General features: G+C 72.4%; 24 protein-coding genes. 6 read left to right on the top strand and 18 right to left on the bottom strand.

From position 1 onward, the window contains the following. Positions 1–320 precede the first annotated feature (320 nt). The 3 genes from GBN72_RS07815 (at position 321) to GBN72_RS07805 (ending at position 3,057) form a co-directional block, all read left to right on the top strand. A complete protein-coding gene (locus tag GBN72_RS07815; RefSeq protein ID WP_151770820.1) occupies positions 321–953 on the top strand; it encodes an RNA polymerase sigma factor in 633 nt (210 codons plus the stop codon). Further along, positions 946–1,920 carry a CU044_5270 family protein gene (locus GBN72_RS07810; RefSeq protein WP_151770819.1) on the top strand — a complete coding sequence of 325 codons (975 nt, stop codon included), beginning with the start codon at positions 946–948 and terminating at the stop codon, positions 1,918–1,920. The genes GBN72_RS07815 and GBN72_RS07810 overlap by 8 nt, the downstream gene beginning before the upstream one ends. Positions 1,921–2,154: 234 nt before the next feature. Continuing rightward, positions 2,155–3,057: an aminoglycoside phosphotransferase family protein gene (locus GBN72_RS07805; RefSeq protein WP_151770818.1), complete on the top strand. Its 903-nt coding sequence runs from the start codon at positions 2,155–2,157 to the stop codon at positions 3,055–3,057. Positions 3,058–3,613: 556 nt separating this feature from the next. Here the strand turns inward: GBN72_RS07805 and GBN72_RS07800 are convergent. The 3 genes from GBN72_RS07800 to GBN72_RS07790 form a co-directional block, all read right to left on the bottom strand. After that, on the bottom strand, positions 3,614–4,234 hold the full coding sequence (locus GBN72_RS07800) for a hypothetical protein (protein WP_151770817.1): 621 nt from the start codon (positions 4,232–4,234) through the stop codon (positions 3,614–3,616). A gap of 318 nt (positions 4,235–4,552) precedes the next feature. Further along, positions 4,553–4,990, bottom strand: a complete 438-nt coding sequence (locus tag GBN72_RS07795; protein ID WP_151770816.1) for a nuclear transport factor 2 family protein — start codon at positions 4,988–4,990, stop codon at positions 4,553–4,555. Positions 4,991–5,380: 390 nt separating this feature from the next. Continuing rightward, positions 5,381–5,806 (bottom strand): hypothetical protein, encoded by a 426-nt coding sequence (locus tag GBN72_RS07790; RefSeq protein WP_151770815.1) that lies wholly within the window; start codon positions 5,804–5,806, stop codon positions 5,381–5,383. A gap of 255 nt (positions 5,807–6,061) precedes the next feature. Here GBN72_RS07790 and GBN72_RS07785 point away from each other — a divergent pair, with 255 nt between their 5' ends. Next, positions 6,062–6,262 (top strand): hypothetical protein, encoded by a 201-nt coding sequence (locus GBN72_RS07785; protein WP_151770814.1) that lies wholly within the window; start codon positions 6,062–6,064, stop codon positions 6,260–6,262. A gap of 222 nt (positions 6,263–6,484) precedes the next feature. Here the strand turns inward: GBN72_RS07785 and GBN72_RS07780 are convergent, their stop codons facing one another. The 3 genes from GBN72_RS07780 to GBN72_RS07765 form a co-directional block, all read right to left on the bottom strand. Beyond that, positions 6,485–6,997: a protein-tyrosine phosphatase family protein gene (locus GBN72_RS07780; protein ID WP_151770813.1), complete on the bottom strand. Its 513-nt coding sequence runs from the start codon at positions 6,995–6,997 to the stop codon at positions 6,485–6,487. 404 nt (positions 6,998–7,401) lie between these two features. Continuing rightward, a complete protein-coding gene (locus GBN72_RS07770; RefSeq protein ID WP_151770812.1) occupies positions 7,402–7,740 on the bottom strand; it encodes a thioredoxin family protein in 339 nt (112 codons plus the stop codon). Positions 7,741–7,828: 88 nt separating this feature from the next. Beyond that, positions 7,829–8,968, bottom strand: coding sequence for a PucR family transcriptional regulator (locus GBN72_RS07765; protein WP_151770811.1), 1,140 nt, complete (start codon positions 8,966–8,968; stop codon positions 7,829–7,831). A 132-nt stretch (positions 8,969–9,100) separates the two neighbouring features. On the opposite strand from GBN72_RS07765, the gene GBN72_RS07760 reads away from it, so the two are divergent. Both GBN72_RS07760 and GBN72_RS07755 read left to right on the top strand, forming a co-directional pair. Beyond that, on the top strand, positions 9,101–10,111 hold the full coding sequence (locus GBN72_RS07760) for a ferredoxin reductase (protein ID WP_151771018.1): 1,011 nt from the start codon (positions 9,101–9,103) through the stop codon (positions 10,109–10,111). 7 nt (positions 10,112–10,118) lie between these two features. Next, positions 10,119–11,237 (top strand): fatty acid desaturase family protein, encoded by a 1,119-nt coding sequence (locus GBN72_RS07755; RefSeq protein ID WP_151770810.1) that lies wholly within the window; start codon positions 10,119–10,121, stop codon positions 11,235–11,237. A 127-nt stretch (positions 11,238–11,364) separates the two neighbouring features. Here the strand turns inward: GBN72_RS07755 and GBN72_RS07750 are convergent, their stop codons facing one another. The 12 genes from GBN72_RS07750 to GBN72_RS07695 form a co-directional block, all read right to left on the bottom strand. Next, positions 11,365–11,952 carry a GNAT family N-acetyltransferase gene (locus GBN72_RS07750; protein WP_151770809.1) on the bottom strand — a complete coding sequence of 196 codons (588 nt, stop codon included), beginning with the start codon at positions 11,950–11,952 and terminating at the stop codon, positions 11,365–11,367. Further along, the gene (locus GBN72_RS07745; protein ID WP_246212308.1) at positions 11,949–13,325 is read right to left on the bottom strand and encodes an Nramp family divalent metal transporter; all 1,377 of its coding nucleotides are present in this window, start codon (positions 13,323–13,325) and stop codon (positions 11,949–11,951) included. The genes GBN72_RS07750 and GBN72_RS07745 overlap by 4 nt, the downstream gene beginning before the upstream one ends. Further along, on the bottom strand, positions 13,312–14,667 hold the full coding sequence (locus tag GBN72_RS07740; RefSeq protein ID WP_151770808.1) for an alkaline phosphatase: 1,356 nt from the start codon (positions 14,665–14,667) through the stop codon (positions 13,312–13,314). The genes GBN72_RS07745 and GBN72_RS07740 overlap by 14 nt, the downstream gene beginning before the upstream one ends. Then, positions 14,664–15,260, bottom strand: a complete 597-nt coding sequence (locus GBN72_RS07735; RefSeq protein WP_164540443.1) for an NUDIX domain-containing protein — start codon at positions 15,258–15,260, stop codon at positions 14,664–14,666. Before GBN72_RS07735 ends, GBN72_RS07740 begins: the two co-directional genes overlap by 4 nt. Next, the gene (locus tag GBN72_RS07730; RefSeq protein WP_151770806.1) at positions 15,260–16,159 is read right to left on the bottom strand and encodes an aminotransferase class IV; all 900 of its coding nucleotides are present in this window, start codon (positions 16,157–16,159) and stop codon (positions 15,260–15,262) included. The genes GBN72_RS07735 and GBN72_RS07730 overlap by 1 nt, the downstream gene beginning before the upstream one ends. Before the next feature lie 68 nt (positions 16,160–16,227). Next, complete coding sequence (locus GBN72_RS07725) at positions 16,228–17,403, bottom strand: glycosyltransferase family 4 protein (RefSeq protein WP_151770805.1); 1,176 nt, start codon at positions 17,401–17,403, stop codon at positions 16,228–16,230. A 30-nt stretch (positions 17,404–17,433) separates the two neighbouring features. Next, complete coding sequence (locus tag GBN72_RS07720; RefSeq protein ID WP_151770804.1) at positions 17,434–18,336, bottom strand: nucleotidyltransferase family protein; 903 nt, start codon at positions 18,334–18,336, stop codon at positions 17,434–17,436. Beyond that, entirely contained in the window at positions 18,324–19,685 is a 1,362-nt protein-coding gene (locus GBN72_RS07715; protein WP_151770803.1) for an NAD(P)/FAD-dependent oxidoreductase, read from the bottom strand. The genes GBN72_RS07720 and GBN72_RS07715 overlap by 13 nt, the downstream gene beginning before the upstream one ends. Further along, on the bottom strand, positions 19,679–20,344 hold the full coding sequence (locus tag GBN72_RS07710) for a hypothetical protein (protein ID WP_151770802.1): 666 nt from the start codon (positions 20,342–20,344) through the stop codon (positions 19,679–19,681). The genes GBN72_RS07715 and GBN72_RS07710 overlap by 7 nt, the downstream gene beginning before the upstream one ends. Further along, positions 20,341–21,672, bottom strand: coding sequence for an MFS transporter (locus GBN72_RS07705; RefSeq protein ID WP_151770801.1), 1,332 nt, complete (start codon positions 21,670–21,672; stop codon positions 20,341–20,343). The genes GBN72_RS07710 and GBN72_RS07705 overlap by 4 nt, the downstream gene beginning before the upstream one ends. Beyond that, positions 21,669–22,937, bottom strand: a complete 1,269-nt coding sequence (locus GBN72_RS07700; protein WP_151770800.1) for a galactosyltransferase-related protein — start codon at positions 22,935–22,937, stop codon at positions 21,669–21,671. Before GBN72_RS07700 ends, GBN72_RS07705 begins: the two co-directional genes overlap by 4 nt. Beyond that, positions 22,930–24,024 (bottom strand): amidohydrolase family protein, encoded by a 1,095-nt coding sequence (locus tag GBN72_RS07695; RefSeq protein WP_151770799.1) that lies wholly within the window; start codon positions 24,022–24,024, stop codon positions 22,930–22,932. Before GBN72_RS07695 ends, GBN72_RS07700 begins: the two co-directional genes overlap by 8 nt. Positions 24,025–24,116: the final 92 nt, after the last annotated feature.

The following is a 24,116-nucleotide window of genomic DNA, read 5'->3' as shown; positions in this document are numbered from 1 at the left end:
GCCACAGTTCGCTCCGGCTCACGGCGCGGATCTCTCGGACAGCGAGGATCTGCCGGCCGATGAACCGGGCCGTGAGGAAGCCTGACAGGTCGTCCTCGACCGTGGTGTCGCCGCATTCGTCCCTGTCGTAAGGGCCGTGGGGCTGGTCGGCTTCCGTCACGCCGGCGGCGCGGATGCGGCCCGGCGGGGACGAGGTGGAGGAACCGCCGGGGGCGGGGTGGTCGCCGGGAGGGGCTGAGGGAACCGCTTCGGCGCGATGGGCGAAGAGCAGGTGAAAGCCCAAGTGTTCGAGCATCGTCCCTTGGACGAGAGGAGCCCCGATGACCGTCGGACCAGGCGTCGGCATCGGCACCGCGCGTGCCGATGCGGAGAGCGACGCCTCAGTGATCGCGCGGTCCCGGGACGAGCCCGAGGCGTTCGCCGCGCTCTTCGACCGGCACGCCGACGCCGTGCACCGCTACGCGGCCCGCCGCCTCGGCGGCGAGATCGCCGATGACCTGGTGGCGGAGACCTTCACCACCGCATTCCAGCAGCGGCATCGCTACGACCCGGCCCGCGGCGCGGGCGCCGACGCCCGGCCCTGGCTGTTCGGCATAGCGACCAACCTGGTCGGCCGGCATCGGCGGGCCGAGGCCCGCCGGTTCAAGGCCATGGCCCGGGTCCCTGCCCTCGTCGACCACGACGAGCCGCTGGCCGACCGGGCCGCGGACCGGGTGGTGGCGCGGGCCGTACGCCGCGAGCTGGCGGCGGCGCTGGCCGCGCTGCCCGCTCGGCACCGGGACGTGCTGCTGCTGGTGGCCTGGGGGGATCTCGGCTACGAGGAGGCGGCCCAGGCCCTCGGTATCCCCGTGGGCACGGTCAGATCACGGCTGCATCGGGCTCGCAGCAAGCTGCGCGAAGCATTGGGCGGATCCGATCCGACGGCACTGCGAGAGGTATCCGACCATGAATGAAGAACTCGAACTCCTGAGGGAGTGGGACGCGGACGCGGCTCCGTTCAGCGGTCCGGCCCGGGACCGGGCCCGGCACCAGCTGCTCAACGCCATGGCCCACGCGGACCGGCGCACCGGCACCGGCCACCCCGGTCGCCGCCATGCCCTGCGCCTCGCGGCGGGCGCGGTGGCCGCCACGGCGGTTACGGGGACGGCGGTGCTGACCGGCACGGACGGCTCAGGCGAGGGCGGCGCACCGGGCACGAGCACCCCGCGGCTGGAGAACGCCGCCGCGACGGTGCTGAACGGGGCGGCGGCGTGGGAGCGCGAGCAGGAGAAGGAGCCGGCGGCGCCGCGCGACGACCAGTTCATCTACTCGAAGCGGATCATCCAGGAGACGGAGCAGGAGACCGGCGAGGTCAAGACCTACACCGACGAGATGTGGGAGTCGGTGGACGTCTCCCAGCCCTCCTTGAGCATGGAACTGGGCCGCGAGATGTGGGAGGAGCCCGAGGGGAAGGGCGGCGGGGTGTGGCCGCCCCGGAAGTGGAGCGAGTTGAAGAAGCTGCCCCAGGACCCGGAGAAGCTCATCTCGGCCATCATCTCGCTCGGCTCCCGCGCCGACGACCGGTCGGTCGGCGATCTCGACGCGTCCGAACGGTTCGAGGCCTACTGGCTGCTCGGCGAGCTCCTGAAGAACCCGGTGCTGCCCGAGGGACTGCGCCCCGCGGCGTACGAGGCGCTGGCCCTGGTGCCCGGCATCAGGACGATCCCGGGGGTGAAGGACTCCGCGGGGCGGACCGGGGTGGGGATCGCCTCCACCGAGCGCTGGTCCCACGAAGGCAAGTACCTGATCTTCGACCCGGCGTCATACGCGTTCCTGGGCTTCCGCGACGAGCGGATCTCGGCTTCCGGGAAGCAGAAGTACACCCAGCTGTCGCACGTGGTGGACTGGGGGATCGTCGACCGGGTGAGGCAGCGCCCGTAGGCCGCTGTCCCCCGCACGGGACCCTCAGGGCCGCCGGCACCGGCAGACGCTCGCCGGCGGCCCCGCGGTTCGCCTCGGGGAGGTTGTTCTCAGAGGAGTCCCAGGACGTGTCGGCCAACCCCACCTTGCTGTTCCTCGTCGTCGAGGTATGGCCGACGGCCACCGGGTCAGGCAGCCGGCCGGTCGCGGATCGTGGGAGCAGTCGGAAATCCTGCCCCGGTAGTGTGCTCTCGTATGACCGATTTCGAGATCGAGATCACCGCGGACCTGGTCCGTGACCTGCTGCTGGAGCAACATCCGGATCTCGCAGGGCTGGCCCTCCGCGAAGTGGCGGGCGGGTGGGGCAACCAGATGTGGCGCCTCGGGGACGATCTGGCTGTCCGTATGCCCCGTCAAAAAGGTGCCTCGGCCCTTCTGCGCAAGGAGTGCCGGTGGCTGCCCGTCCTGGGCCCGCGCCTGCCGCTCCCGGTGCCCAGCCCCGTGCGGATCGGTGAACCGTCCGTGCGCTTCCCGAAGCCCTGGACCGTCATGACGTGGGTTCCCGGCGAGCCGCTGGACCACGCCTCCACCAGCCTCGGCGACCACGCGGCCGACGCGCTGGCGGCCTTCCTCACCGCGCTCCACGTGGAAGCACCCGAAGACGCGCCGATCAGCGACGACCGCGGCGACCACCCCGAGAAGTGCACGGACGGCTTCGACCACTTCTTCCACGCCGTGATCCCCGCCGACCTCGCCGACGCCGTCCGCTCCGTCTGGGACGACGCCGTCGCGGCACCCGAATGGGCGGGCCCGCCACTGTGGGTTCACGGCGACCTTCACCCCGCGAACGTCGTCGTCTCCGACGGGACGCTCTCGGGCGTGATCGACTTCGATGCCCTGTTCGCCGGCGACCCGGCCTGGGACCTCGCGGCTGCCTGGGTGATCCTTCCCGCCGGTGCCGTCTCCCGCTTCTTCGACGTGTACGCGCATGCGGACGAGGGGACGATCCGCCGCGCCCGCGGGCTGGCCGCCCTGAAGAGCCTGTTCCTCATGCTCATGGGCCAGAACGGGGACCGAGGTCTTCCCGGTGGCAAGCCGCATTGGGGACCCGCAGGCCGGGCAGCTCTCGACCGCGTTCTGACGGAGGGTGTGAGGTAGACACGGATGGCGTCGGCCTCGCGGTGTGGAGCAGGTCCTCGTAGTGGTGGTGGCGCCGGGTGGCCCGACGGTGCTCGAGGAGGGCGACCGCGTGGCCCGGCTCTCCCGCGCAGACATGTGCCAGCGCCCGTACGACGGGGCGAGCACCTCACGGTAGGCGGGGCGCTCGTCGGTGGCCGCGGTGGCGGCGAGGGACCGCAGATCCTCGACCGCGCACTCCACGGCCAGGACGAGGGCGAGGCCGAACGTGTGGAAGATGTCCGTCATGCCGCCGGGGCCGTCCAGCAGCTCCCGCACGTGGTCCGGTTCGCAGATCCGCGCGGGTTGCTGTCCGGCGAGCAGCAGTCTCCAGTTCACTGCCGAGCGCATCGCCACGTCGGCACGGCGCAGCACGGTGTCGGCCCGTCGGCGCGCCTCGGCGAACCGGCCGGAGGCGATCAGTTGGAGTGCGGCGTGCCAGTCGAGGTGCGGGCGCTGGAGCGCGCCGGGGTTCTGCAGGAGCCAGCTGTCGGTGCGGGCGACGGCCTGTGGCCCGGCGCCTCGTCGCCCGCGTGCTTCAGTTCCGGGTCCGCGATGCTGCCGAAGGCGTGCGGCATGAGCCCGGCGGTCTCGTCGGCGGGGTGATCCGCGAAGTGGCGCAGCAGGTGTTCGGCGGCCAGGTGTACTGGCGGATCGCAGGAAGATCCCGTAGACCAGGCTTGTCCCACGGGCTCCCTCGGCCTTGGCGTGTTCGAAGGCCGAGGCCATACGGGACTTCAGGTCGGCTTCGCCGAGCGTCGCGTCCGGGCAGGAGGCGCAGCAGTTCCGCGTCGGGCAGGCGGGTGAGGCGTGCCTCGACCGTGGGGTCGAGGTCCGTGTGCGCGGTGACCGGCTGGCCGAGCCGCTGCCACCACGCGCGCCAGAGGGTCCAGAGGGTGTCGACGGCTGCCGTGTAGGTGCGCTGCAGGGTGGCGGTGTCCTGGTCCTGGTGGTGGGCGGAGAGCAGACGCACGGCGGTCTTCGCGCCGTAGGCCGCTTCGAGGAGGGGGAAGACCTCGCCGGGACCGGCGGACGCCGCGTGCCGGGCGTGTCCGCTCATGGTGCCGCGGGAGACGTGGCCGAGTGCCGTGGTGGCTTCGTGCACGAGGACGGTGCCACTGCCGGGAGGAGAGACGACGATCACCTGCCGTGCAGTCATGGGGCTCCCCCGATCACGACACGGGAAGCCTGCGGGACGGCCGAGAGCGCGGCCTTCTGTGCCGCTCCTTTCACGACCGACGCGTTCACGAAGCGCTGGCACCAGGAGGATGAGCACAGGAGGCCAGTGCTGCGCGAGGGGTGAAGGGCCGGCCCGCCGCGGCTCGGCGGCACCGCTGGTCAGGACACCGGGAGCTGACGCTGTCGTGCTCCGCGCCTGGGCACCGCCCAGGTTCCTCTTCGGCCGGTACACGCCGCTCACTCCTCCACCACCTCTTGCAGAGCTAACGCCACCACCTCGCACCCGGAACGGACCTGCTCACTTGGAGCTGCCCGGTCGCGGGACGGCTGTCCCGTCCGGCACCGGCGTGGCCTGGTGGTAGTAGAGCCGGAGCTCCCCGGCGGCGTCGCGGCGCCAGATCGACGAACGTCGGGCGTGCCGGTCCTCGATGCGGGTCTCGTAGGTGAGATGAACGATGCCGGGGGCGAGGAGAGTGCCCTCGAAGTGCTCCGCGGTGATGGGGGTGCTGTTCTCGGTTCCGCCGTGGAGCGTGGGCAGGGCGGCGACCATCTCTGCGTGCGTCCACCGCCGCCCGGAGGCACCCACCTCGACGAAATCGGGGTCGAAGAGGGCTTCGGCGAGGGGGCCGGAGAGGCGGACGGAGGGGTCGTGCAGCCGTCGCTCCCGGACAATCGCCTCGGTGACGTCCGGGTGCCGCGGACGCGCCTCGGGCGCTTGCAGGCCGTTCTGGATCATGGTGACATGATGCCCGATCGCGCTTGCGGGCCCTCGGCAGCCGGGCGCCTTTCGCCTTCCTCGATGCTCCGCCCGATGTGGCCGGCGAGGGTGAACACGGGATTCGGCGTGGCCTGCGCGGGGCCGTTGGGCCGTGGGGCCGTGGGAACCATCAGCACCGCCGAACCGAGCGGAGGACGTTTGTCGAGGACGGTGCTACTTCGCGCTGATGGCCGCAGCCTGCGTGCGGCATCGTTCCAGCCCTGCAGTGACCTCTTCGTGGTCGTGGCGGTCCTGGCCGGCCAGGAGTTCACCAGCCGCGGTCATGGCAGCCCAGAAGTCGGATGGGCTGGCCGCGTTCCACTCGCTCACCGAGGCCGCACGAAGCTTCCCGGCGGTGAGGTGATCGAGTCAGGAACGCCCGTGTTCGCGGTGGAGTTCGTGGTAGCCGCGAAAGTCGAAGAAGCGCAGGCCGTCGTTCACTGCTCCAGACAGGATTTCCGGCAGGGTCCATGGGTGGGAGGTGTAGTCGTCCATTGCCACGCCTCCGTACTCAAGCAGCAGAGCGATCATCTGGTGAACCTCTGCGGTGCCGTCGATCCGCCCGGAGATGCCGATCTGCACCGCCCATGTGGGGTGATGTCCGATGGCCGCTTCGAGGATCGCAACATCTTCAGGCTCCCAGTCGGAGAAGAGGTAGCCGGTCTGCTCATCGTCGGTGTCGATGTAGAGGTTGCCGTCCAGAGTCCACGGATGGCGCTGCCCGCGCAGATGCCGATCAAGCAAGGCAACCGTCTCAGCTCGCTCACCTGCGGGAAACACGAAGACACTTCGCATGGGTTGGAGCGTAGGCCGTGCAGCTTTGTGGCGACCATGGATTTCGGGGACGGTGCCGGTCCGTCGACGTCGTGGTGGTGGTGCGGTTGGCGATGTCTGCGCCGGTCGGCATGCCGTGGCGCAGCGGCGGCAGGTGAAGGCGTCAACTCCCGCCCGGTCGACGGCGGTTGGCCGAGCCGTCGTCGCGCCATCGACAGCGGGGATCCGGTCTGCCGTGTATGGCACCAGGACCGCAACTGAGGCAGCATGCCCTGCATGGTCGACTACGTGCCCTCTCCTGACGAGGTGGCCGCCGCCCAGACCCCGAACGGCGGCTGGTCCAAGAAGCAACTCGCGCAGTGGGGCATCCCCTGGCCCCCGCCGGCGGGCTGGCGCAAGCATCTGGAGGCGAAGTGGAGGGGCGAGGACGTCGGCCTGCTGCGCCGTGAGGAGCCGGACCAGGACGCCCTGTTCTGAGAGCACGTCGTCCAGGACCGGACGTAACGGTCTGGGGGGCCCGTGAGCCCTCTGTGGGACTTCGTGCCCATGCGTCGGGAGTGGTGATCTCAAGGCCTCCCGTGGATCGCCGGCCTCAACCAGCCATGAACCGCCACGAAAATCTTGGAAGAGCCGTTTCGCAGACACTCCCCAGGTCGGCGGCGCTGGTCCTGTAGGTCTCCTTCCCAGGGGAGGCTCCGTTCAGCCGAGCGTGTCGAGTCCGCTCAGGAGGTAGGCCACGTGAAGCCCGGTGGTGAGGTATTGCTCGAAGGTCTCGTTGTTGAGTGCCCGTGGCGATCGTCTCTGCCGAATGAGGCTGATGGCTGTGTCAGGGGTGTGACCCAGTTCGACGAGGGTCTGCGCGATGACCAGTCCGGAGCGGTTGTAGCCGGAGTGGCAGCGCACGAGCACGGTGCGGCCGTCTCGCAGAGCATGTGCCGCAGCGCGGGCCAACTCCTGGACGGAGTGGATCTGGTCGGCGGTGAGTGGGCCGTCGGGGAGCTCGGTGATCAGGTGCTGGGCTGCCTGGTGCGGACCGTGGCCTTCGCGGGTGAACAGGCTGATGACCAGGTCGAACTCCTCACCCGCGACAGCCGGATGGACTTCACCGGTGCGGTCGGCCCAGAAGTGTCCACCCATCCAGAGTCCTGGCGTGATCTCGTTCCAGGGCTTGTCGGGCTCAGGGGCGTCGTGATGCTTCTGCCGGGTTCTCACTTCACTCCTACGTCGGAACCGCACCACGACCCACCGACCGGACTGGGACCGACCGTCGCTCTCCCCCGGTCCGGCCCGTACCAGGGCTCGGTGCGGTCGGCGCCGGGCATCGGGAGGGAGTCCAGTTCCACCGGGCCCGGGTAGAAGGCCGCGTTGTTGGGGCCGGTCATGTCCTCGCCCAGCAGGTACCGGTGCAGCCACTCGGCGAAGCCGGGGAACCTCGTCCTCGGGCAGGTCGAGGCTGTTACGGCCGCCCCCTTGCCAGGTGGTCGGTCATGGGCGGCACCTCGTGGTGAGGGTGGGGCGCCGGACGGTGGTCCGGCGGCAGCACAGAAGCGTTCGCGCCGCGTCAGGCATCGGCCCAGGACGTGACGGGCGGCGCGGACACGTGCCGCCGCGGCCGTTCAGAGGTGGCCGTCCAGGAGCCCCTGAAGCTCGGCGAGGGTCATGGGCCCCGTGCCGCGCTCCACCGCCTCCCCCTCCATCAGCAGGACGTAGGACGGGGCTCCGGTGATCCTGTATCGCTCGGTGGCGGCCGGACATCGCGTGATGTCGGCGCGGACGACCGTCAGGCGGCCCGCGTGGTCGTCGGCGACTCCGGCCACGACGACGTCCATCACCCGGCAGGGCTCGATCGCCTTGGGCCATGTCCCGGTGAAGTACGCGAGGACGGGAACCGCGCTCATCCCGAGGATGAAGTCGAATTCCGCGTCCTCACGGGGGCGGTGCACCCGCTTCGTCATGGGAGTTCCTGACCTCGCGTTCCGTCGTTCCGTCGTTCCGTCGTTCCGTCCTCATCATCCCTCACGCGGTGCGGGCATGGGGCCGGTGTCAGGCGGCCCGGAGGCCGACCGCCAGTGTCAGTTCGAGGACCCGGTGTGGTGATGCGAGATCCGGAAACAGCTCCCGCAGCTGCGACATCCGGTACCGGACCGTCTGGGGATGGACGAACAACGCCGCCGCCACCTCGTCCCGCCTGCCCTGGTGGAGCAGCCACGCCCGCAATGTCTCCTCCAGCCGCCGTGCGGTCGCGGCAGGCAGGGCACGCAACGGTGCGAGGGCTCTGGCACACAGGTCTGCGAACGCGTCCACGTCGGCGCTCAGCACCAGCTCGGGCAGGTGGTCCTCGGTGTCGCGGATGTCGGAGGAGAGGGAGCGCGCGCGTACGGCTCGCGCGTACGAGGCGGACGCACGGGTCCACGGCCGGGGCGGGCCGACCACGGCGGTGCGGTCGGTCAGCTGCCGCAAGAGGTGTGATCGGTCGGCATCGGGGACGAGCAGCACACCGGTGGCGTCCGGAAGGTCGTCGAGGACGAGGGTGCCCGGGTCGAGCGCGCGGTAGGCGGGCCGGGCCTGGGCGGCGGGCAGCAGGACCGCGGTCAGCGAGACCGGAGGCTGCCACCCGGCCCGTTGCGCCGAGGCCAGCAGCACGTCCGGGCTGGCGCCCGCGAGGAGGTCGCGGGCCAGGTGTTCCAGGTGGCGCTCCTGGTCCCTGCCCCGGGCGGCCAGTTCGTCGGCGTGGCCCGCGGCGCTCGCGGCGGAGAGTTCGTCGATGTAGGCGAAGGTCAGCTCGGCGAACTTGGCGACCTCGGCGGCGGGCAGACCCGCGCGCACGGCGCCCGCTGCCAGGCATCGCCAGGCCACGCGGGCGCCGACGCGGTAGGCGCTGAGCAGGGCGTCCATCGAACGGCCGTCGCGTACCTCGCCGCGGCCCAGCTCGTAGGCCGCGTCACCGCCGTCGCCGCCGGTGGCGCTGCCGCTCGCGAGGTCCAGGTAGTGCCCCAGGGCGGTGCGGACGGCTCGGCGGATGGTGGCGCCCATGTGACCCGAGAGGGCGCTGGCGTAGGAAGGGACCTCGTCGATGATCGCCTGGACGACCTCGTCGGCGGTGGTCTTCAGCGCGGCCCGCAGCGCGGTGACCGTCGTCTCGTCCAGGGCCAGTTCGCTGGCCCTCCGGATTGCATGGCTCACGTTTTTGTTCCCTGCGAACAATCTAGCCGATCAGATTTACGTCCTGCGGTCAGGACTTTACGCCGTTCGGCGCAGCAAGCTGGAGTCATGACGAGTACAGCCCTGCGCAGCAGGGCGTGGAAACTGCTGGAGATGGTCACGACGCCGTTGCTGCCGTCGGACTACCTCGACCTGGTCAGCCCGCTGCGGGCGGGTGCCGACCTGCGTGGACGCATCGAGGCCGTGCACGCCGAGACGGGTGACGCCGCGACCGTCGTGATCAGGCCGGGACGGGGCTGGCGCGGCCACAGAGCCGGCCAGTACGTGCGGATCGGGGTCGACGTCGACGGGGTGCGCCTGTGGCGTGCCTACTCCGTCACCTCGCCGACGAGCCGCCAGGACGGCCGCGTCACGATCACCGTGAAGGCGATCCCGGACGGCAAGGTCAGCAACCACTTGGTCCGCAGGGCGAAACCGGGCACGCTGATCCAGCTCGACCAGGCGACCGGTGACTTCGTGCTGCCGCGGGCCAAGCCCGCCAAGGTGCTCTACCTGACGGCCGGCAGCGGCATCACGCCCGTGATGGGCATGCTGCGCGACACCGAGTTCGACGACGTCGTCATGGTCCACTGCGCGCCACGGCCGCAGGACGTGATCTTCCGCGACGAACTGCACGGCCTGGTCGCGGACGGGAAGCTGCGGCTCACCGAGGTGCACACCGCCACGGACGGCATGCTCGACATCGCCCGTCTCGACGAACTCGTGCCCGACTGGGCCGAGCGCGAGACCTGGGCCTGCGGGCCCGCGGGCCTGCTCGACACCGCCGAGGAGCACTGGAGCGAGCACGGCGTCCAGGAGCGCCTGCACACCGAACGCTTCCGCCCCTCCGTCGTCGTCGCCGGTGACGGCGGCGAGGTCACGTTCAGCGCCACCGGCAAGACCGTCGAGGCGGACGGCGCCACGCCGTTGCTGGACATCGGCGAGGAGGCCGGCGTGCTGATGCCCTCCGGGTGCCGCATGGGCATCTGCTTCGGCTGCGTCACGCCGCTCAAGGCGGGCGCCGTCCGCGACCTGCGCACCGGCGAGATCACCGAGGCCGAGCCGGGCGTCCTCATCCAGACCTGCGTGTCCGCCGCCGCGGGCCCCTGTGACATCGAACGGTAGGAGCACCGTGACCGCCATCGACCCCACCGCCCACCTGACCGCGGAGCAGATCGAGGAGCTCGGCCGCGAGCTGGACGCGATCCGCGACGAGGTGATCGCCGACCGTGGCGAGAAGGACGCCGCCTACATCCGCAAGGTCATCTCGGCGCAGCGCAAGCTCGAGCTGGCCAGCAGGGGCGTGCTGCTGTTCTCGTTCTTCCCGCCCGCGTGGCTGCTCGGCACCGCCGGCCTGTCCGTGGCGAAGATCATGGACAACATGGAGATCGGCCACAACGTCCTGCACGGCCAGTGGGACTGGATGCGGGACCCGAAGATCCACTCCACCACCTGGGACTGGGACCACGTCTCGCCGGCCGATCAGTGGAAGCACTCGCACAACGAGCTGCACCACACGTACACCAACGTGATAGGCAAGGACAACGACCTCGGCTACGGCATCATGCGCGTCGACGAGGACCAGAAGTGGCGCCCGTTCCACCTCGGCCAGCCGCTGTGGAACTTCATCAACGCCTGCTTCTTCGAGTACGGCATCGCGGCGTACGACCTGGAGCTCGGCAGGAACCTGCACAAGCGCCGCCGCAACAACCCGGAGTTCCGCGCGCGGGCCAGGGCCGTGGGCCGCAAGATCCGCAAGCAGGTGCTCAAGGACTACGTGATCCACCCGCTGCTGTCGGGCCCGTCGTTCCTCACCACGCTCGCCGCCACGTTCACCGCGAACCTGGTCCGCAACCTCTGGTCCCACTCGGTGATCATGTGCGGGCACTTCCCCGAGGGCGTGCAGGTCTTCGAGCGCCGGTCGATCAAGGGCGAGACGCGCGGCCAGTGGTACCTGCGCCAGATGATGGGCTCGGCGAACATCAGCGGCAGCAAGGCCATGCACTTCATGACCGGCAACCTGTCGCACCAGATCGAGCACCACCTGTTCCCGGACCTGCCGAGCAACCGGTACGCCGAGGTCGCGGTGAAGGTGCGCGCGCTGTTCGAGAAGTACGAGCTGGAGTACGTCACCGGGCCGCTGCCCAAGCAGGTGTTCTCCGCGTGGCGCAAGGTCGTCCGGCTCTCGCTGCCGAACAAGAAGCCCAAGGTCACGACGCCGGACCGCGAGCAGGAGCTCGTCGCGGCCTGATTCCGGTACGGGTTGGTCGTTCGGCCGTACCGGCGGCCGCGTAGCCCGGCCCTTCCGCCCCCCGGTCCGCCGACCGGGGGGCGGAAGGCATCGAGCTGGGCCGGTATCGCCGACGCCCGGCGAGACCTCAGGAGGCGGTCGTCGGGCCGGAGGCCGGGGGGTGAGGGGCAGAGGGCGGGCGGTCCGGTGGGGCGGCGTCCAGGCGCAGCAGCATCGTGTCCGACCGTCCCTCGCGCCCGACCGTGACGAAGCCACGGGAGGCGTAGAGGCGGGCCGCGTGATTGCCGTCCTCCACGCTGAGGCTGAGCCGGTCGAGGCCGGAACGCGCCGCCATGCCGATCAGGGCGTCGAGCAGGGCGCTTCCGGTGCCGTGTCCGCGGTGTCCGGGGAGGACACCGAGCGTCAACTCCGGTACGGAGGGGGCGACGTGTCCGTGACCGGGGTCCTCGGCCGGGAAGGTCCGGGCCCAGGCGGCGCCGACGGGTCGGCCGGCGCCGTCCTCGGCGACCACGCCGAAGTCGCCCCGCCGGGGCCAGCCGGTGACGTAGTGCGCGATGCGCGGGGTCCGCAGGATCTCGTCGAGGGTGTACCGCGGCCCGGTCCAGTTGTACGCCTGGAGGAGGATCTCCGCGAGGAAGCCGGCGTCCCCGGCTCTCGCGGGACGCAGCCGCGGGTGGCGCGCAGCGGCCGGGGGCCGAGGCGGGGGCGGGGTCACAGGAGGAGGCTGAGGTTGAGGCCGATGACCGCGGCTCCGGCCAGCGCGCCGCAGGCGGTGGTGACGGGGTGGTTCACCAGGGATCCCATCAGCCGCTTGTCCCGGGTGGCCAGGAGCAGCGGAACCAGGGCGAAGGGCAGTCCGAAGGACAGCACCACCTGGGACCACACCAGCGCGGTCGTCGGGTCGACGCCCATGCCCAGGACGAGCAGTGAGGGGGCCACCGTCAGGACCCGGCGCACCATCAGGGGCGGGCAGCGGCGGAGGAAGCCGGACATGATCACCTGTCCGGCGTAGGTTCCCACCGACGACGAGGCGAGTCCCGAGATCAGCAGCGCCCCGCAGAAGGCCAGGGCCACTCCCCCGCCCAGCGTCGACCGGAGCCCGTCCCGCACGTCCTCCAGGGTCTCCACGATCGGCCCGGGACCGCCGGCCAGGTGGGCGCCCACGATGAGCATGGCGGCGTTGACGATGCCCGCGAGCACCATGGCGGCGGTCACGTCGAAGCGGATGCCGCGGAGCACGGCGCGGTCGTCGCGGCCCGGGCGGAAGACCCCGGTGCGCCGCAGGGTCGTCACCCGCTCGGCGGACCGGGCGGAGTGCAGGTAGATCGCGTGCGGCATCACGGTGGCGCCGATGATGCCGACGGCGAGGAGCAGGCTCTCACGGCCGTCGAATCCCGGGACGAGGCCGGAGGAGAGGTCCTCGAGGGCGGGGCCGGCCGCCGCGGTGCACCACAGCATGCCGCCCGCGATGCCGAACAGCGCTCCGGTCACGATCCAGTCGAACCGTCGGCGGCCCCCGCGGTCGAGGAAGAGCAGCGCGAAGGAGGCGGCCGCGGTGATGGCGCCGCCGAGCAGCAGCGGCGTGCCCAGCAGCAGGTGGAGGGCGAGGGCGCCGCCGATGATCTCCGCGAGGTCGGTGGCCACGGCGACCGTCTCGGCCTGGACCCACAGGCCGTAGGTCACGGGCCTCGGATACCGGTCCCGGCACAGCCGCATCAGGTCGCGTCCGGTGGCGACGCCCAGTTTGGCCGCCAGGGTCTGGAAGAACAGTCCGGTCACGTTGGCCGCCAGCACCACCCACAGCAGGCGGTGCCCGAAGTGCGCGCCGGCGGTGAAGTTGGTGGCGAAGTTGCCCGGATCGACGTACGCGACGGCGGCGACGAAGGCCGGGCCCAGCATGACCGCGCGGGTCAGGGCGGCGCGGGGGACGCCCCGGGCGAGGTCCCGGCCCCCGGCCCCCGTGTCCTCCTGCCGGCTCCCCGGCCGGCCGCCCCGCGAGCCGGCTGCCGGGTCCGTGGCGGCCACGCCACGGACTGCCGGGCCGGCGGCGGTGTGCGGTGGCCGGGTGCCGGTGTCAGTCGGCGACACGGTTGTCCGCCTCCTTCCAGGTCCGGGTGATCAGGTGGAAGAGGTCGGTGTGGTCGCCGAGGCCGAGGACCGAGGCGGCGGACGGCCCGTGGGCGGCGATCCTCACCTGCGCGCCGGTGTGCACGAGGATCTCCCCGGGCAGGTTGGTGGCGTAGTTGATCAGCATGGGCTCGCCGTCGTGCGCGAGGAGCATCGTGGTGGCCCCGGGGCTCTCGACGTCGACGGGCAGGATCTGCGCGGAGTGCCCGTGGTCGGCGGTGACCAGGACCAGGGTGTCCCCGTGCTCCTCCGCCCAGCGCAGCCCCACCGTCACCGCCGCGTCGAACGCGGCCACCTCGCTGATCATGCCGCAGGCGTCACCGTCGTGACCGGCGGTGTCGATCAGCCCCGCCTCGACCTGGAGCAGGAAGCCGCGGCCCTCCGCACGCTCGTCCAGGATCTCCAGCGCCTTGGCGGTCATCCGGGCCAGCGAGGGCTGGTCCGCCGGGAGGTCCGGGTTGACCCGGCACACGGCCGCGGGGCCCCGGTCGACGCGTGCGGGCGGGCCCACCCAGTACCGGGCCAGCGCCTCTTCGCCGAAGAGGCCGAGCAGCGGCGTTCCCGCGTCCGCGGCGGCCAGTTCGGTCGCGGTGGTGATCACGCGGTAGCCGGCCGCGGCAGCCTGGTCGAGGACGGTGCGGCCGGCGAACTCGCCGGCCCGTACGGTCTGCCGGAAGTACTGCGCGCCGCCTCCGAGGAGCACGTCGGGGCGTGTGCGGACCAGTTGTTCCGCGATGGAGCCCGGCCCGCCGTTCTCGGTCGCCTGTTCCGGGCACCGTTGCATGGTGTCCGGTCCCCGGCCGCTGCGGTGGGCGACGTGGGCGCCCATGGCGGCCGGGGTGGGGTCGCACACCTCCTCGGTGGTGACGATGCCGGTGGCCATGCCCCGGTCCCGGGCGAGTTCCACCAGGGTGGGGACGGGCATGCCGAAGGCGTCCACGCCTATCGCGCCGTTGTAGGTCTTGGCCCCGGTCGCCCAGGCGGTGGCCGCGGCGGCGGAGTCGGTGACGTAGTTGTGGCGGGTCGGGTCGCCGGCGGTCACCGAGTAGTTGGTCACCGAGCCGGTGAAGAGGAACGAGTCGAGGATGAGTCGCCCGTCGGCGCCCTTCAAGTAGTTGCGGGCGATGGTGAGTTCGTCCTCACCCATGCCGTCCCCGATGAAAAGGACCACGTTCCGCGGGGTGCCCCGGGCGGAGAGCGCGAGCGCCTGCTCGGCCCGGTCGGGGTCGCCCCAGGAGCCCTCGCCCCGGCCTGCGCGCGGTGTGGTGCCGTGGCCTTCGTTCGCCGTCGTGTCGGTACTCATGCCGTGGTCCCTTCCGGTTGTCCCGGGCGCGGTCCGATGCCGCGCCTCGTCCGCTCGTACAGGCCCAGCGCGGCGACGGTCACCGCGTCGGTGACGTCGCCCGCCTGCTGCATCCGCCAGATCTCCTCGATGTCGAACAGGCCGAACCGCACGTCGCCCTCGCCGGGTTCGGGCTGCCGGCCGACGGTGGTCAGCGACCGCGCCAGATAGACGTGGCAGACGCCGGTGGCGTAGCCGTACGCCTCGTGCAGGAGGCCCAGGTGGTGCCATTCGTCCGCCGCGAGACCGGCCTCCTCCCGCAGTTCTCCGGCAGCGGTCTCCTGCGGCGGGACGCCGGGGGTGGCCGCCGAGCCCTGGGGGAACTCCCAGAACCGGCGGCCGACCGGATGCCGGTAGAGGTTGACCATGGCCAGCCGGCCGGGTTCCACCTCGGGCACCACCAGCGCGAAGTCGGAGCGCTCGAGCACCGACCAGACGCCGGGCGAGCCGTCGGGGAACCGTACGTCGTCCTCCCGCAGCCTCATGTAGGGCGACGTGTACACCTGCCGGGTGGCGAGGACGTCGAAGGCGCCTTCGGTGTTCGCCGTTCCCATCAGACGGCCACCGTCTCCAGCAGTCCGGCGTGCCTGCCGCCCCGGGAGGCCTCGCTCCAGAGGGTGCCGAGCTGCTTCAGCAGTGGCGAGGGCGCGTCGTAGTCGCGGTGGTCCAGCCTGCTCACCGGCACCACGTCGGCGAGCGTCCCGGCGAGGGCGAGGCCATCCGCGCCGAGCACGGTGGTGCGCAGCAGCGGTTCGCGGGCCCATTCGATGCCCTCGGCCCGGGCGATCGCGGCGAGCAGGGCGACGGTCACCGAGTCCAGGCAGCCCTCCCACGGCGGCGGGGAGCTGAGGCGTCCGCCGTGTTCCTGCACCACGGCGGCGCCGGCCGACTCCGCGACGCGTCCCTGGGCGTTGAGGACCAGCGCGTCGTCGTACCCGGCCTTCTTCGCCTCCAGCCGGGCGAGCCGGGTGAGCTGGTAGTTGCCGACCACCTTCAGGGCCGGGGGCAGTGTGTCGTCGGTGGGGCGCCGCCAGGCACTGGTCTGCAGGGTCACCGGCGCGGGGGCCCCGGGCTCCTGGCGGAAGGCGGCGACGGTCACGGAGGCCTCGCGGGCCCGGGGAGTGAGGACCGCTCCGACGACCATGGGCCGGATGTACACGTCGCAGTCGGGGAACCCGGCCGCCTCCTGCTCGGCGGCGGCCCGGCAGCCCTCGAGCAGTCCGTCGGTACCGCCCTCCAGAGGCAGGCCGAGGACCTGGCAGGACCGGGACAGCCGGTCGAGGTGGCGTTCGGCGCCGAGCAGCGCCAGCGATCCGTCGGTCTGCCGCCGGGCGACCAGGCCGTCGAAGACGCTGAGTCCGCGCAGCAGTGCGTCGGACATCAGGGGGAGCCTCGCTTCCTCCCAGTCGGCGAGCGCTCCATCGAGCCAGATGGTGCCGTTCTGTACGCGCATGGTTGAGGTGTCCTTGCGTCGGAGCGGAAGGTTCGGGGGATGGGGGTGGGCGGCCGGCGGCGCGGACGCTACCGGGAGGGGCCGGAGCCGTCCGGGCTCCACGCCGCGCGCACGCCCTCCAGCAGCCGTTCGGTCTGCTCGAGCATCCGGCGGACGTTGAACTCTCGGCGCACGGTGGCCAGGGCGTTGGCCGCCAGCCGGGCGCGCAGCCGCTCGTCGCCGGCGAGCTGTGCCAGGGCCTCGGCCCAGGCGCCCTCGGCGGTCGGCGGCAGGCGCAGTCCGACGTGCGGGTCGGCGATCACCTCGCGCAGTCCGCTCACGTCGCTCACGACGGTGGGCCGCCCGGCGGCCATGGCCTCCAGCACGGCGAGTCCGAGTCCTTCGGCGAGGCTGGGCTGCACGACCACGTCGCACTCGCGGTACACGGCGGGCATGTCGTCGAGGGCGAGGTCCTGGCGGAGCGTCACCCTCTCGCCCAGGTCGAGTTCCTTGATCAGCGTGAGCAGCCGCTCGTGGTAGCCGAGGTCGGAGGAGTGGGCGCGGCCGGCGATCACCAGGTGGGCGTCGACACCGCCGCGGACCAGCCTGTCGACCACCCGCACCATGAAGTCCTGCTGCTTGCGGGGGGCGATGCGGCCGCTGAGGACGATGACGAAGCGGCCGTCGGGCCGTCGCGGCCCGTCGGTCGCGAACCGCTCGCACTCGATGCCGTGCGGGATGTGGTGGGTCGTCTCCCGCGGGCTGCCGTAGGCGAGGGCCTTCTCGTGGTAGAAGCGGCTGCCCGCCACCACCGCGTTGACCGGCAGCGTCGAGTACACCAGGCGGGCCCGGCCACGGCCGAGGGGCCCGCGTTCGGGCTGCTGCTCGTGGAAGTTGGCCACCAGCGGGCGGCCGTAGGTCATGGCGACCATGCTGCCGAGCACGGCCGTCTCGTGGCTGTTGGCGAAGACGACGTCCGGGGTGCCCCAGGTGTCGACCAGGGCGGCGAGCTCCTCCGCGGCGCTGAACTGCATCTGCTCCCAGCGGAGTTTGGTCGGGTCGTCCAGCAGGTCCCGGTATGCCAGGAGGCGGCGGATCCGGGCCTGGCCGTCGAGGTCGTCGGCGGGTGCGGCGACACGGTCGCCGTCGGTGGCGACCAGCACGTCGTGGCCGCGGGCGGCCAGTCCGGTCGCGATGGTGCGGATGTAGGACTCGGCGCCACCGATCAGGGGGTGGTACGCCGGGGCGAGGGCGAGGACGCGCATGGGTTCTCCCGGGTTGGTTCGGCTTCTGGGTCAGGCGACGCAGCCGTCGGCCACGGTGGTGTGGTCGGGGACGGTCGCCCCGGGGAGGACGACCGTGTCGTGCAGTCGGGCGCCGGCCCCCACCACGGCGTCGTCGGCGACGAGGACCCGGCCGGTGAGGAGGGCCGAGGGGTGGACGCGGGCGGTGGGCGCGACGTGGTGGACGTTCCCGCCCGCCGGGGCGCGGGAGGCGAGGTCGTCGAGGACGGCGCGCCGGTAGGAGTCGGTGGTCCCCAGGTCGTCCCACCGGCCCAGCCACGGCACCAGGCCGACCGCGGCCCGCTCGGCGAGCAGTTCGGGGATCAGATGGGCGCCGAAGTCGTACAGGCCCTCGGTGGGGACGCGCTTGAGGAGTTCGGGGCGCAGGCAGTACGCGCCGCCGCTGACCCAGCTGCGGCGGCCCGCGGCCCACGCGGGCTTCTCGTCCAGCGCGGTGGGGCGTCCGCCGTCGTCGAGACGGAAGACGCCGAACCGGGAGCCGTCGTCCACCTCGACGGCGAGCACCGACAGGTCGCTGCCGCTCTCGTGGTGCCGTCGCACCAGTTCGGCCAGCGCCCCGTCGCCGAGGTACAGGTCGCCGGAGACGACCAGCACCGTGTCGGCGGCGGTGAGTTCGTCCTCGAAGGTGAGCATGGCGCCGGCCGGCCCGCGCAGTCGGTCCTCCCTGCGCGTGACGACGGGCAGGGCGAGGTCGGCGCGGGCGAAGTAGTCCTCGGCCGCCTCCGCGTGGTGGTGCAGGTTGCACAGGATCCGCCGGGCGCCGAGCGGCGCCACCTGGTCGACCAGCCGTCCCAGGATGGTCGTCGGGCCGAGCGGGAGCAGGGGCTTGGGCAGTCGGGCGGTGAGCGGCATCAGTCTGCTGCCGGCTCCGGCGCCGAGTATCAGGCACTCCACCTGTCGTTGTCCTTTCCGTGCGGTGCCGCGGGAACGTGGTGCGGCGTCGGGTGGTCGAAGAGTTCGGCTCGGGTGAACAGCGGGGTCATCTCCCAGTCCTCCGCGGCCCAGGGGGATGCGACGGAGCCGCCCGGGGCGGGCGACGGGCCGGACGACGGGCCGCTCCCGGTGGTGAACGGACCGGGCGGTGACGAGGCGGCCGGGGATCCGCCGGGCGGGGACGCCTCGCGCAGCCGGTCGAGGTCGGTGAGCCGGCCGAGGCGGTTCAGGCACTCCTCGGCGAACAGCGGGGCGAGCACGAGCTTTCCCGGCAGGACGGTGAGCGCGTTGTCCCAGCCGAGGTCGAACACGCCGCCCTCGGGCAGTCCGCCGCCGGCCTGGTCGGGCGCGTCCACCTCCACCTTGCACGCCGGGTAGAGGCCCCAGCGGGTGGCGGGGTCCGCCCACAGCCCGGGCAGGTGGTGGGCGAGGACCCGGGAGGCCGCGCCGAGCCAGGACCGGCGCGCGGCCTCGTCCTCGTCGCTCGCCCAGAAGTTGACGAACGTGGACATCAGGTAGACGCGCTCCCGGCCGGCGGGACGCGACGCGACGAAGAGTCCCTGCGCGCTGTCGGCGGGGAGACAGAACGCCTCGGGCAGGTCCTGGCCGGTGCGGCACACCAGCATGTAGGTCAGCCGGGTCCGCACGCCCAGGGTGCGTGCGAGGGGTCCCAGCAGGCCGGGTGTGCCCAGCCCGGCCGACAGCACGAAGGCGGGGGCGGAGACGGTGACCGTGCCCTCGCCGGTCAGGACGTCCACGGACCGTACCGACCCGCCGGAGTGGCGGACGGCCGTGGCGCGGCCGTGGAGGGTGGGGACGCGGGCCGCTGTGCCGGCCACGGCGCGCATCGCGGCGCGCGGCGACACGCTGGCCTCGGGCACCGCGAACGTCCCCGCGGTGCCGGCCAGGCCCGGCGCGTCGACGTCCTCCCAGGGCATGTCGAGGGACTTCCAGGCGGCCAGGGCCTCCTCCCGCTCCGTGTCGCTGGTGAAGCCGATGACGCTCCGTGTGCCGACGACGGCGTCGCCCGCCGGGGCGAGGCGGCGGGCCCACCAGTCCGCGCACCGCTCCAGCGCCTGCCGCCGGGAGGCGGTGATGCCGCGGTAGATGTAACCGCGGTGCAGATAGCCGTGGCAGTGACCGGTCTGGCCCGCGCCGAGCCGGCTCTGCTCCACCAGGAGGACCGGCACGCCGCGCCGTGTCAGCTCCTCGGTGACCAGCAGCCCGGTGACACCGGCGCCGACGACGACCACGCCCGGCCATCGCAGCCGGTCGCCCGGGTCGTCGCCCGCCGGGTGGCCGGTCACCACGACGCCGCTCCGGCGACGAGGCCGACGAAACCGGGGAGCCGCTCGATGAGCGAGCACCCCTCGTCCCCGGCCGGCGCCGGCACCAGCCGCCGTACGGGCCAGACCGTTCCCTGGGCCCGGATCAGGGCGTCCGCCGTGGCCGAGGGCAGGGACAGTTCAAGGCTGAGGCCGCCGGCCTCCGTCCGGATCTGGGTGTACTCCCCCGCTACGCCCGCCGACTCCGCACCGCCCGCCGCCGCTGCGGCGGCGGCGGCCTGCAGGGCGGGCCGGAGGGCGGGCGGGAAGGACCGGGGCACGGGGCAGGTGGAGAGGCCCTCGCGGACGTGGAACCCGACGCCGGCGAAGCCGCCGGGCACCGGACGGGCGATGCGCAGTTCGTCGCCGACGGCGCAGAGCACCGCGTCGGCCGGCACGCTCGGCAGCACGACTCGGATCCGCCCTTCGGTGACCGCGGCGAGGTGCCGGTGGCGGACGTCGATGTGGAAGAGGACCCCGTCCCGGACGAGCGGCCCGCGCACCGCCGTGACCGGCACGTGCGGCCGGTGCACGGCCACGGCGGTGCCCCACGGGTCGTCCGGGAGGGTCGGGCGGTCCGGGGCGTCCCGGTCCCCCGGGGCCGTCGTGGCCGACCGGCCGGGGCTGCTGGAGAGGGGGCTCACTGCGACCCCGCCAGGCTTCCCGGCGCCCCGGCCGTGGCCTCGTCCGGCTTGCGGAACTCGGGGAAGCGCACCGCGTGCGGCAGCCGGGCCGCCGCGGCGGCGAAGCACAGGCCGCCCGCCGCGATGACGACCGCGAGCAGTACCCAGGTCAGCGCCGAGGAGAACTCGAAGACGAAGCCGAAGCAGGCCGGGAAGACCGCCATGCCCACGGCGGCCGCGGTCTGGAACACCGCGACGGTCCGGCCCCGTACGGCGTCCGGCACCGACTCGGTCATCAAGGCGTTGGAGGCGGGCATGTACAGGGCGTCGACGACCGCCAGCACCACGCCGACGACCACCACGACGCACCAGGCGAGCGCCGACTGCCGTTCCGGCATGGCGGCCATCAGCAGCAGGGACGCGGACAGCAGCCCGGCGGAGAAGCAGATGACCCCCGCCCGGGAGCGGAACCGCACGGCATGACTGAGCGGTGTCTGGATGAGCGCCGCGATCCCGGTGTTCAGGGCGAAGAGCAGCGTGGACACGTAGACCGGCATGTCCCACCGCTCCACGAAGAGCAGCGGCAGTGCCACGGAGGGCAGCAGCATCACCGGGCTGAGCAGCACCTGGCCGATCACGAACAGGCGGTTGGCCCGGCCGGCGAAGGCGGTCCGCCATCCCCGTACGGCCTGCAGGAGTTCGGGATCCTCGTCGTCCTGGCCGCCGGCCGCCGCCGCGTCGGCGGCGGGCGGGGACATGGGCTGGAGGACGAACAGCAGCGCCGCCGCGACACAGGTGGCGATGTTGAGGACGACCAGCCAGCGGGCGCCGGCGTCCGTGCCGGCCGCGAGGATCACGGTGGCGAGGAGCGCGCCGATTCCCATGGCGCCCGCCTTGATGGACTCCAGGAAGGCGAACCAGCGTTCGAAGGGCCGTCCGCCGCTGAGTGTGTGCACGTAGGACGACCAGCAGGCCCAGTACATCCGGTCCGCGATGGCGACCAGCAGCATCGCCAGGAAGGCCGTGGCCAGGCCGTCCGCCAGCAGGTACAGCACATAACCGGCCGCCGACACCAGGTTGTTGGTGACCATGGCCAGCTTCGGGCCGAAGCGGTCGGTCATCGCCCCGCCCGCCAGTCCCGCCGGCAGCGACAGCAGGGTGGCCGCCGTGAGGGCGACGCCCAGCTCCGCCACGGCGATGTCGGTGGTGAGGGTGAAGTAGAGCAGGGAGATGGGGATCATCAGTCCCACTCCCACGGTGTCCACCAGGACCGCGGCCGTGGTCCGGCGTACCTCGGTGAGGGGCGGTACGCCGAATCGTGCGGCCAGTCCCTTGTTTTGTGTGCTCACGCCGTTTCCGTCCTCGTTCCGTGCGTCATCTCGTGCGCGTACTTCCGCGGGTCGCCGAGCGGCCCCGGGTTCGCGGGCCGCGGTGTCCTCGCGATGTGCTGGTTGGCCCGGCGCCCTTCGGCGTCGACCATGACCGGCCGGCGGTGCCACAGGTGCGCCAGCGGCCGGCTCCAGCGGGGCACGGACGTGTGGCGCAGCACCTGCCGGTAGAACTCGTTGTCCTCGTCGCCCCAGCCCCGGAAGCGCTCGTCGTAGCCGCCCACCGTCTCGAAGAGGTCGCGGGTGACACAGACGTAGCCGCCCCACACGTCGCGGAGCGCGAAGCCCCGCAGCCGCGACGCGTCCGCGGTCCCGGAGCCGCCGGGCGCCAGCCGGGACCGGATGGCCCGGCCGCTGCTGGCCGGGTCGAGGAAGACCAGGTCGCCGTAGGGCAGGAGGGCGGGGGGACCGTCCTCCAGGCAGGCCACCACCTTGGAGAGGTGGTCGCGCTCCACCACCATGTCGGCGTCGTGGAAGCACAGGTGGCGTGCCCCCGGGACGGCCGCGACACCGGCGTTCAGCGCCCAGCTCTTGTTGAAGGCACCCGGGTTGGGGAGGAACAGGTAGTCGTCGACGAGGTCGGCGAGGTACCGGTCCATCCGGGGCTCGACGTCCTGCTCCACGACGACGACCCGGTAGGCGGACCGGTCGAGGTCCTGCCTCACCGCCGAGGCGACGGCGGCCACGGCGTTGCGCGCCCGGCCGGTGTCGGAGGGGTGCGCCCGCACCGGGATGACGACCGCCACCAGGGGGTCGCCCGCGCCCGCCCGCGCCACCGGTTCGGCGCCGATCAGTGCGCGGACCTCCTCGGCGCTGCCCGGGACCGGCGGCTCGTCCTCGGCGGGCCGGCGGTAGGCGGCGCCCAGGTGGTACCGGATCACCGTGGTCCGCTCCGCTTCGGCGGCCATCTCCGCGAGCCGTGCGGCGAACGCCCCGTCATGGGCGAGCTCCGCCTCGAGTGCTGCTTCGAGGAACCGGTGGGCGGTGGCGTCGGCGGGGTCGGCGGCGAGCCGTCGCAGGACCTCCGGCACCGTCTTGTCCGCCCAGGCGCGGGAGAGGAGGGCGGCGCGTACGGCGTGGTGCGCGGGTTCCGTCTCCCGCCACGTGCTGGCGTTGACGGCCGCCTCCGGGTCGCAGGCGGCGACGTACACGCCGACGGCGGTACGGGCCGTGGTGCCGGGCGACTGCGCAACGGCGGGGGGCTGTGCGACCGCGGGCTCAGTCACGGCCCCGCCCCCCGTACCCCGCGCCGCCCACTCCGGCCACCGCGGGGACCCGCACCGGGGACAGCCCACGCCGCGCGTTGCGCCCGAACACGTGATCGAAGACGGAAGGGTCGGCGGTGAGGCTCCTCAGGTTGCGGCGCTGGGTGGCGAGCTCGCCGGAGCCGGCCGCCACGATGCCGTCGGAGCGGTACCAGAGCCCGCTGCCCTCCCGGTGGTGGAGTTCCTCCCCGGCCAGGAACGGGACGGCGATGTCGTCGGTGATCCCGATCAGGCGCTCGGGGCCGAGGTGCTCGAGCGTGCGGCGACAGATCTCCAGGTCGACGTGATCCCCGTCGAAGTTCAGGAAGGGCAGCAGGCTCCCCTCCCGGGCGGCCCGCAGCAGGGTCGCCGGCACCGGTCCCAGCAGCCGGTCGAGGTCCGCCGTCTCCCAGTCCGCGGCCAGTACCGGCGCGATCTGCTCGGCCCGGCGGGCACGCTCCTCCGCGGTCCGCCACACGTGGCGGAAGTTGCGCGGCATGTCGTTGTACAGGTGGTCGGTCAGCAGGACGTCCGGACCCGGGCCGTAGCGGTCCTGCACGTGCGCGATGACGGCGCGGGTGCGCTCGGCGCTGAGTTCCGGCGCGTGGTGCTGGAAATGCCCGAGCGCGATCTTGACGCCGTTGACGTAGCAGAGGTCGATCACGTCCCGGTAGGTGAGGCCGTCGTCCAGCTCGTCGTCGAGCTCGCCCATGTCCGGGCCCATCACGATGTACCGGAGGCCGTACCGGCCCATGACCGCGATGCGCTCCCACTCCTGGGCGGTGGGCGACCAGATCCCGCGCGGCGGCACCCCGCCGGTGCGGCCCAGCAGAGGGCCCTCCACGGAGAAGCCGAGGACGGCCGGCAGGGACGCTCGGTTCTCGTGCCACGCGCACATCAGGTCCGTCACCGCGGACAGGTGCTCGCGTCCCAGGAAGATGCCCGGTACGACGTCGAAGCCCCCCTTCTCCGCGAGACCGTTCGCGATGCCCAGCTGGTCCGGGGTCATCGAGCTGTAGTCGATCGCCCCTATTCCGTGGGTGTGAACAAGAACAGGCCGTGCATTCATGTGCCGTCCTCCGACGTGGTGAGCGTTCGAGTAAAGACGTTGCCGTAAATCTCGGGTCCGCACAAAACTTTGTCAACGTTCACTGGAGGAAA

Source organism: Streptomyces abyssomicinicus, assembly GCF_008974245.1.
GTDB lineage: Bacteria > Actinomycetota > Actinomycetes > Streptomycetales > Streptomycetaceae > Streptomyces > Streptomyces abyssomicinicus.
This window is presented reverse-complemented; position numbering and strand designations above follow the sequence as displayed.

What these genes read in the sequence shown, in the direction of transcription:
- GBN72_RS07790 (WP_151770815.1), bottom strand. Translation starts at nt 5,806, where the DNA reads ATGCGAAGTGTCTTCGTGTTTCCCGCAGGTGAGCGAGCTGAGACGGTT.
- GBN72_RS07735 (WP_164540443.1), bottom strand. Translation starts at nt 15,260, where the DNA reads ATGGGAACGGCGAACACCGAAGGCGCCTTCGACGTCCTCGCCACCCGG.
- GBN72_RS07730 (WP_151770806.1), bottom strand. Translation starts at nt 16,159, where the DNA reads ATGCGCGTACAGAACGGCACCATCTGGCTCGATGGAGCGCTCGCCGAC.
- GBN72_RS07800 (WP_151770817.1), bottom strand. Translation starts at nt 4,234, where the DNA reads ATGACTGCACGGCAGGTGATCGTCGTCTCTCCTCCCGGCAGTGGCACC.
- GBN72_RS07805 (WP_151770818.1), top strand. Translation starts at nt 2,155, where the DNA reads ATGACCGATTTCGAGATCGAGATCACCGCGGACCTGGTCCGTGACCTG.
- GBN72_RS07815 (WP_151770820.1), top strand. Translation starts at nt 321, where the DNA reads ATGACCGTCGGACCAGGCGTCGGCATCGGCACCGCGCGTGCCGATGCG.
- GBN72_RS07760 (WP_151771018.1), top strand. Translation starts at nt 9,101, where the DNA reads ATGGTCACGACGCCGTTGCTGCCGTCGGACTACCTCGACCTGGTCAGC.
- GBN72_RS07810 (WP_151770819.1), top strand. Translation starts at nt 946, where the DNA reads ATGAATGAAGAACTCGAACTCCTGAGGGAGTGGGACGCGGACGCGGCT.
- GBN72_RS07695 (WP_151770799.1), bottom strand. Translation starts at nt 24,024, where the DNA reads ATGAATGCACGGCCTGTTCTTGTTCACACCCACGGAATAGGGGCGATC.
- GBN72_RS07770 (WP_151770812.1), bottom strand. Translation starts at nt 7,740, where the DNA reads ATGACGAAGCGGGTGCACCGCCCCCGTGAGGACGCGGAATTCGACTTC.
- GBN72_RS07740 (WP_151770808.1), bottom strand. Translation starts at nt 14,667, where the DNA reads ATGAGTACCGACACGACGGCGAACGAAGGCCACGGCACCACACCGCGC.
- GBN72_RS07785 (WP_151770814.1), top strand. Translation starts at nt 6,062, where the DNA reads ATGGTCGACTACGTGCCCTCTCCTGACGAGGTGGCCGCCGCCCAGACC.
- GBN72_RS07725 (WP_151770805.1), bottom strand. Translation starts at nt 17,403, where the DNA reads ATGCGCGTCCTCGCCCTCGCCCCGGCGTACCACCCCCTGATCGGTGGC.
- GBN72_RS07795 (WP_151770816.1), bottom strand. Translation starts at nt 4,990, where the DNA reads ATGATCCAGAACGGCCTGCAAGCGCCCGAGGCGCGTCCGCGGCACCCG.